Here is a 7,828-nt window from a genome sequence, read left to right as displayed (position 1 = left end):
GAAGATGCGCCGTCACGTGACAGCTTCGATTCGATGGGGGAGAACAACGTCATCGTTGCCCCGCCCAGCAGTCGTTCCGAGCAACGGACCGTGCAGGTCGAAGGTGCGCTCAAGCACACCAGCTACCTGAACCGCACCTTTACCTTCGAGAACTTCGTCGAAGGTAAATCCAACCAGCTGGCGCGTGCCGCTGCCTGGCAGGTCGCAGACAACCCCAAGCATGGCTACAACCCGCTCTTCCTTTATGGTGGGGTTGGCCTGGGTAAGACTCACTTGATGCACGCTGTGGGTAACCACCTGCTCAAGAAGAACCCGAATGCCAAGGTCGTGTACCTGCACTCCGAGCGTTTCGTCGCCGACATGGTCAAGGCGTTGCAGCTCAATGCCATCAACGAGTTCAAGCGCTTCTACCGTTCGGTCGACGCGTTGCTGATCGATGACATTCAGTTCTTTGCTCGCAAGGAGCGTTCGCAGGAAGAGTTCTTCCACACCTTCAACGCCTTGCTCGAGGGTGGCCAGCAGGTGATCCTCACCAGCGACCGCTACCCGAAGGAAATCGAAGGCCTCGAAGAGCGCCTCAAGTCCCGCTTCGGCTGGGGACTGACGGTGGCCGTCGAGCCGCCGGAACTTGAGACCCGGGTCGCGATCCTGATGAAGAAGGCCGACCAGGCCAAGGTCGACCTGCCGCACGACGCCGCGTTCTTCATTGCCCAGCGCATCCGCTCCAACGTACGTGAGCTCGAAGGTGCATTGAAGCGGGTCATTGCGCACTCGCACTTCATGGGCCGTGATATCACCATCGAGCTGATTCGCGAGTCGCTCAAGGACCTGCTGGCGTTGCAGGACAAGCTGGTGAGTGTGGATAACATTCAGCGCACGGTCGCTGAGTACTACAAGATCAAGATTTCCGATCTGCTGTCCAAGCGGCGTTCCCGCTCGGTGGCCAGGCCGCGTCAGGTGGCCATGGCCCTGTCCAAGGAACTGACCAACCACAGCCTTCCGGAAATCGGTGACGTTTTTGGTGGCCGCGACCACACCACGGTGTTGCACGCCTGCCGCAAGATCAACGAACTCAAGGAATCCGACGCGGATATCCGCGAGGACTACAAGAACCTGCTGCGAACCCTGACGACGTGATGAACGTCAGCGCAGCTTTTTTCAAGGCAAGGGACTAGACCATGCATTTCACCATTCAACGCGAAGCCCTGTTGAAACCCCTGCAACTGGTCGCAGGCGTCGTCGAGCGCCGCCAGACCTTGCCGGTATTGTCCAACGTGCTGCTGGTCGTCCAGGGCCAACAACTGTCGCTGACAGGTACCGACCTGGAAGTTGAACTGGTTGGCCGTGTACAGCTCGAGCACCCGGCCGAGCCTGGCGAAATCACCGTGCCGGCGCGCAAGCTGATGGATATCTGCAAAAGCCTGCCGAACGATGCAGAAATCAGCATCAAGGTGGATGAGCAGAAGCTGGTAATCAAGGCTGGCCGTAGCCGCTTCACCTTGTCGACCCTGCCTGCCAACGACTTCCCGACTGTCGAGGAAGGCCCAGGCTCGCTGACCTGCACCCTGGAGCAAAGCCGCCTGCGCCGCCTGATCGAACGCACCAGCTTCGCCATGGCCCAACAGGACGTGCGTTACTACCTCAACGGCATGTTGCTGGAAGTGTCCACCGGCACCCTGCGCGCGGTGGCGACTGACGGTCACCGTCTGGCCATGTGCTCGATGCAGGCTGACATCGGCCAGGCCGATCGTCACCAGGTGATCGTGCCACGCAAAGGTATCCTCGAACTGGCCCGTCTGCTGACCGAGCCAGATGGCACCGTCGCGATCGTGCTGGGCCAGCACCATATTCGTGCCACCACCGGTGAGTTCACCTTCACCTCCAAGCTGGTGGACGGCAAGTTCCCGGACTACGAGCGCGTACTGCCAAAAGGCGGCGACAAGCTGGTACTGGGCGACCGTCAGGCGCTGCGCGAGGCTTTCAGCCGTACCGCGATCCTGTCCAACGAAAAGTACCGTGGTATCCGCCTGCAGCTGGCTGCTGGCCAACTGAAGATCCAGGCCAACAACCCGGAGCAGGAAGAAGCCGAAGAAGAAATCAGCGTCGACTACAATGGCAGTTCGCTCGAGATCGGTTTCAACGTGAGCTACCTGCTGGACGTGCTGGGTGTGATGACTACTGAACAGGTTCGTCTGATCCTGTCCGATTCCAACAACAGTGCGCTGCTGCAAGAGGCGGACAACGACGATTCTGCGTACGTCGTCATGCCGATGCGTCTGTAATTTGTCCAGCACACGCTAGATGTCCCTCAGTCGCGTTTCAGTCACCGCGGTGCGTAATCTGCACCCGGTGACCTTCTCCCCCTCCCCCCGCATCAATATCCTGTACGGCGCCAACGGCAGCGGCAAGACCAGCGTGCTGGAGGCCATCCATCTGCTGGGCCTCGCCCGCTCGTTTCGCAGTACGCGACTGACCCCGGTCATCCAGTACGAAGAACGGGCATGCACGGTGTTCGGCCAGGTCGAATTGAATGAAGGTGGCTCCAGCAACCTCGGCATCTCGCGCGAGCGGCAAGGGGATTTCACCATCCGCATCGATGGGCAGAACGCCCGCAGTGCTGCGCAACTGGCGGAAATTCTGCCGCTGCAACTGATCAACCCCGACAGTTTTCGCCTGCTTGAGGGGGCGCCGAAGATCCGCCGGCAGTTCCTCGATTGGGGGGTGTTCCACGTGGAACCCCGCTTCATGGGAACCTGGCAACGCCTGCAGAAGGCCCTGCGGCAGCGGAACTCATGGTTGCGGCATGGTACACTTGACGCTGTTTCGCAAGCGGCCTGGGACCGGGAGTTATGCCTGGCCAGTGCAGAAATCGACGAATACCGCCGTAATTACATCAAAGCGCTGAAACCCGTCTTCGAGCAGACCTTGAGCGAATTGTTGGCGCTTGAGGGGCTGACCCTGAGTTACTACCGCGGATGGGACAAGGAGCGAGAGCTCAGCGATGTGCTGGCTGCCTCGCTCCATCGGGATCAACAGATGGGCCATACCCAGGCGGGTCCGCAACGCGCGGACCTGCGGTTGAGGTTAGGCGCCAACAACGCTGCCGATATCCTGTCTCGCGGCCAACAGAAGCTGGTGGTGTGCGCACTGCGCATAGCCCAAGGGCATCTGGTCAGCCAGGCACGACGCGGCCAATGTATTTATCTGGTGGATGACCTGCCGTCCGAGTTGGACGAGCAGCACCGTCGTGCACTCTGTCGCTTGTTGGAAGACTTACGCTGCCAGGTGTTCATCACCTGTGTAGACCACGAATTATTGAGGGAAGGCTGGCAGATGGATACGCCAGTTGCCTTGTTCCACGTGGAACAAGGCCGTATCACCCAGACCCACGACCATCGGGAGTGAAGGCATGAGCGAAAATCAAACGTACGACTCCTCCAGCATTAAAGTGCTCAAAGGGTTGGATGCCGTACGCAAGCGTCCCGGTATGTACATTGGCGACACCGATGATGGTAGCGGCCTGCACCACATGGTGTTCGAGGTGGTCGATAACTCGATCGACGAAGCCCTCGCCGGCCATTGCGACGACATCACCGTTGTCATCCACCCGGACGAATCCATCACCGTACGTGACAATGGTCGCGGTATTCCGGTCGATGTACACAAAGAAGAAGGCGTCTCTGCGGCCGAGGTCATCATGACCGTGCTGCACGCTGGCGGTAAGTTCGACGACAACTCGTACAAGGTGTCTGGCGGCCTGCACGGCGTGGGCGTTTCGGTTGTGAACGCACTGTCCGAAGAGCTGATCCTCACCGTACGCCGCAGCGGCAAGATCTGGGAGCAGACCTACGTACACGGCGTGCCTCAAGCCCCGATGAAAATCGTCGGCGACAGCGAAACCACCGGTACCCAGATCCATTTCAAACCGTCGGCCGAGACCTTCAAGAACATTCACTTCAGCTGGGACATCCTGGCCAAGCGTATCCGTGAGCTGTCGTTCCTGAACTCCGGTGTGGGCATCCTGTTGAAGGACGAGCGCTCGGGCAAGGAAGAAGAGTTCAGGTACGAAGGCGGCTTGCGTGCGTTCGTCGAATACCTCAACACCAACAAGACGCCGGTGAACGAAGTATTCCACTTCAATGTTCAGCGTGAAGATGGTGTGGGTGTGGAAATCGCCCTGCAGTGGAACGACAGCTTCAACGAGAACCTGTTGTGCTTCACCAACAACATTCCACAGCGCGACGGCGGTACTCACCTGGTGGGCTTCCGTTCGGCGCTGACGCGTAACCTGAACAACTACATCGAGCAGGAAGGCCTGGCCAAGAAGAACAAGGTCGCGACCACCGGTGACGATGCCCGTGAAGGTCTGACCGCGATCATCTCGGTCAAAGTGCCCGACCCCAAGTTCAGCTCGCAGACCAAGGACAAGCTGGTTTCGTCCGAAGTGAAGACGGCAGTCGAGCAGGAGATGGGCAAGTACTTCTCCGACTTCCTGCTGGAGAACCCGAACGAAGCCAAGGCAGTGGTCGGCAAGATGATCGACGCCGCGCGTGCCCGTGAGGCTGCACGCAAGGCGCGTGAAATGACCCGTCGCAAAGGCGCACTGGACATCGCGGGCCTGCCGGGCAAACTCGCCGACTGCCAGGAAAAAGACCCAGCGCTTTCCGAACTGTACCTGGTGGAGGGTGACTCCGCAGGCGGTTCGGCCAAGCAAGGGCGTAACCGCAAGACCCAGGCGATCCTGCCGCTCAAGGGCAAGATCCTCAACGTCGAGAAGGCTCGCTTCGACAAGATGATCTCGTCCCAGGAGGTCGGTACGCTGATCACCGCACTGGGCTGCGGTATCGGTCGCGAAGAGTACAACATCGAAAAACTGCGCTACCACAACATCATCATCATGACCGATGCTGACGTCGACGGTTCGCACATTCGTACGCTGCTGCTGACCTTCTTCTTCCGTCAGTTGCCAGAGCTGGTTGAGCGCGGTTACATCTACATCGCCCAGCCGCCGCTATACAAGGTCAAGAAAGGCAAGCAGGAGCAGTACATCAAGGACGACGAGGCCATGGAAGAGTACATGACCCAGTCGGCCCTCGAAGATGCCAGCCTGCACCTGGACGAATCCGCGCCGCCGGTTTCCGGTGTCGAGCTGGAACGTCTGGTGAACGAATTCCGTACCGTGATGAAGACCCTCAAGCGCCTGTCGCGCCTGTACCCGCAAGAGCTCACCGAGCACTTCGTGTACCTGCCGGCGGTATCGCTGGAGCAGCTGTCCGACCACGCGCACATGCAAGCGTGGTTGGCCAGCTTCGACGAGCGCCTGCGCAATACCGAGAAGTCCGGCCTGCTGTACAAGGCCAGCCTGCGTGAAGACCGCGAGCGCAACGTATGGCTGCCAGAAGTGGAAATCACCTCCCACGGCCTGGCCAGCTATGTCACTTTCAACCGTGACTTCTTCGGCAGCAACGACTACCGCACGGTCACCGCACTGGGCGCGCAGCTCTCTACCCTGCTGGGCGAAGGTGCGTACATCCAGCGTGGCGAGCGCAAGAAAGCCATCACCGAGTTCAAAGAGGGACTCGACTGGCTGATGGCCGAAAGCACCAAGCGCCACACCATCCAGCGCTACAAAGGGCTGGGCGAGATGAACCCGGACCAGCTGTGGGAAACCACCATGGACCCGACTGTGCGCCGCATGCTCAAGGTGACCATCGAAGACGCGATCGCTGCCGATCAGATCTTCAACACCCTGATGGGCGACGCCGTTGAACCGCGCCGCGAGTTCATCGAAAGCAACGCGCTGGCAGTGTCCAACCTGGACTTCTGACGCAGTGTCGATGGGCACATTAAGTGTCGCAAGTGGGCGAGTTACTGTCGCTTTCTAGGGAAAACCCCGGCCTTGATGCCGGGGTTTCGTCGTTTTAGGGGATGGTTTTTCGGGCTTAAGGTCACGCTGACTTGTACAATCGAACCCAATTTTTCATCCAGTATGCCTGTGTGCAGTCGCGACAATTGTCGGCGTTTGGCATCTTGCTTTGATAGGGACCGATTTACTATGGCTCATAAGCTGTCACTCGAAACGCTAGAGTCTTGGCTCTGGGAATCTGCGAATATTCTGCGCGGCTCTATCGATTCTTCCGACTTCAAGAACTACATCTTTGGCCTTCTGTTTCTCAAACGTTACAGCGACGTTTTTGACGAGCGAATCTCCAAACTGATGAAAGACGAAAACCTGAGCTATGGCGATGCTCAGGAGGAAATCGAGGACAAATGGGGCAAGCTCCCTATCAGTGCCCGCTGGTTTGATCTGATTTCACGCACGGAAAATATTGGTGAAGCCTTGGACAAGGCTTTCGCTACCATCGAGGCCAACAACCCTGAACTGCAATACGTATTGACCGCTACCCAGTATGGTGACAAGCGGGTTCTGTCGGATGCCACCTTGCAGCGTCTGCTGCGTCACTTTAACCAATACAAGTTGGGTAATGACGACCTATACAAGGCGGATATGCTCGGTGACGCATACGAGTACCTGATTAAGCAGTTCGCCGACGACGCAGGCAAGAAAGGTGGTGAGTTCTATACGCCCAAGGCTGTAGTGCAGCTGGTGGTCGAACTGATCGATCCGCAGCCCGGCCACAGCGTGTATGACCCTACCTGCGGCAGCGGCGGCATGCTGGTCGAGAGCGCCCACCATGTTTCCCATTTGCCCAACGGTACTTTGATGGGCAAACCCAATGTGCTGCTGTTTGGGCAGGAAAAAAATCTCGGCACCTGGGCCATCGCCAAGCTCAACCTCTACCTACACAATATGCATGCTGCCATTGAACGGGGCGATACGCTGGTAGAACCCAAGCATCTCAATGGGGATTTCCTGAAGACATTTGACCGGGTCATTGCCAATCCACCGTTCTCTGCCAAATCCTGGTGGACGCCGCTGGAGCTGAGCAATGAGAACGAACAGGAAAGTGGCAAGAAACCGAAAGTGGCCAACTACAAGCAGGTCAGCGATCCCTATGGTCGCCTAGCATATGGCATACCTCCACGGAGTTATGCTGATTTCGCTTTCGCCCAGCATATGTTAGCAAGCCTTAAAGCGGATGGGCGGATGGGCATTATTTTGCCGCATGGCGTGTTATTTCGTGGTGGAGAGGAAGGGAAAATTCGTGAGGGCTTGCTGTTTGGTACCAGCGCGGCCAGCGGCAACCAACCGGGTGACTTGATCGAGGCCGTTGTTGGATTACCGCCGGCGCTTTTTTATAACACTCCAATTCCTGCATGCGTCCTGATTCTGAACAAGCACAAGCCAGAGAACCTAAAGGGTAAGGTCATCATCATCGATGCCAGCGCAGATTATGGTGACGATAAAGTTCAGAACTGCTTACGCTCCCAAGACATCACTCGCATTGTCACCACTCACAAGGATGCTTTTGAGCACCAAACTGGGGTGGAAAAGTATTGCCGCTTGGTGACGCTGGAGGAGATTCGCAGCAATGACGGCAACCTCAATATCGCTCGCTATATCGACAATGGTCAAACAGAGAAAATGGTGGATGTGATCGCGACCTTGGCGCAATTGGCCGCACTGGCTGATGAGGAAGCGCAAGTTGATGTGCGACTGAATGGCTATCTCACGGAGTTAGGGCTGCTGGAGTCTAAGGCATGAATGTAGCTTGTAAGCCACCATATAAAGAGTCAGCCACAGGATGGATTCCTGAAGGCTGGCAGTATAGCTATTTATCGGACATTGCCGATATCAACCCAGCCGGACAAGGCCTGAGTCCGAAGATGCTGAGGTGTCGTTTCTAGCAATGGGAGATGTCTCAGA

Annotated in this window: 5 protein-coding genes; all 5 read left to right on the top strand. The window is 57.6% G+C overall.

The annotated features are described in order from the left end of the window. Window positions 1–1,137 (top strand): chromosomal replication initiator protein DnaA (gene dnaA / locus G3436_RS20220; protein ID WP_243667230.1); only part of this gene is annotated, 1,137 nt, incomplete at its 5' end. 41 nt (window positions 1,138–1,178) lie between these two features. Beyond that, window positions 1,179–2,282 carry a DNA polymerase III subunit beta gene (gene dnaN, locus G3436_RS20215; RefSeq protein WP_163948634.1) on the top strand — a complete coding sequence of 368 codons (1,104 nt, stop codon included), beginning with the start codon at window positions 1,179–1,181 and terminating at the stop codon, window positions 2,280–2,282. Between the two features lie 19 nt (window positions 2,283–2,301). Continuing rightward, complete coding sequence (gene recF / locus G3436_RS20210; RefSeq protein WP_163948631.1) at window positions 2,302–3,405, top strand: DNA replication/repair protein RecF; 1,104 nt, start codon at window positions 2,302–2,304, stop codon at window positions 3,403–3,405. 4 nt (window positions 3,406–3,409) lie between these two features. Then, entirely contained in the window at window positions 3,410–5,827 is a 2,418-nt protein-coding gene (gene gyrB, locus G3436_RS20205) for a DNA topoisomerase (ATP-hydrolyzing) subunit B (RefSeq protein WP_163948629.1), read from the top strand. A gap of 228 nt (window positions 5,828–6,055) precedes the next feature. Then, window positions 6,056–7,666, top strand: coding sequence for a type I restriction-modification system subunit M (locus tag G3436_RS20200; RefSeq protein WP_163948626.1), 1,611 nt, complete (start codon window positions 6,056–6,058; stop codon window positions 7,664–7,666). Window positions 7,667–7,828 lie beyond the last annotated feature (162 nt).

This window comes from Pseudomonas brassicae (assembly GCF_010671725.1).
Taxonomy (GTDB): Bacteria; Pseudomonadota; Gammaproteobacteria; order Pseudomonadales; family Pseudomonadaceae; genus Aquipseudomonas; species Aquipseudomonas brassicae.
The sequence above is the reverse complement of the archived record's forward strand: the minus strand, read 5'-3'. Positions and strand labels throughout refer to the sequence as shown.